This window comes from Chromobacterium sp. W521 (assembly GCF_052805975.1).
The window spans coordinates 1-401 of sequence record NZ_JBRBAF010000050.1 but is presented as its reverse complement, the minus strand read 5'-3'; the positions used below and the strand labels follow the sequence as shown (position 1 = coordinate 401).

At 64.6% G+C, this 401-nt stretch carries 1 protein-coding gene; it reads left to right on the top strand.

The features are described 5' to 3' along the window. On the top strand, window positions 1-401 hold a 401-nt coding region (locus ACUXV1_RS23250; protein WP_446016777.1), incomplete at both ends, for a contractile injection system protein, VgrG/Pvc8 family.

Here is a 401-nt window from a genome sequence, read left to right as displayed (position 1 = left end):
ATCGAACTCAAGACCCTGCTCGGCCTGCCGGCCCGCATCGGCATCCTCGACGCCGCCGGCGCCGAGTCCTTGCGTTGTGGCGTGGTGTCCAAAGTGGAAAGCCTGGGCTCGGACGGCGGTTTCAGCCGTTATCAGCTCACCATCGAGCCGCCGTTCGCGCTGCTGCGTCATCGCGTCAGCTCGCGGGTGTTCCAGGACCTGACGGTGCCGGACATCGTCAAACAGATCCTGGCCGAGCATCAGCAGGCCAACCCGGTGTTCGCCCGAGTGCAGACGCTGGAGTTCAAGACCGGCGCGGCGTCCCCGCGCAGCTACTGCCTGCAATACCGCGAATCCGATTACGACTTCATCGTGCGGCTGCTGCACGAAGAGGGCTATGCCTGGCGTTTCGATCACCTCGA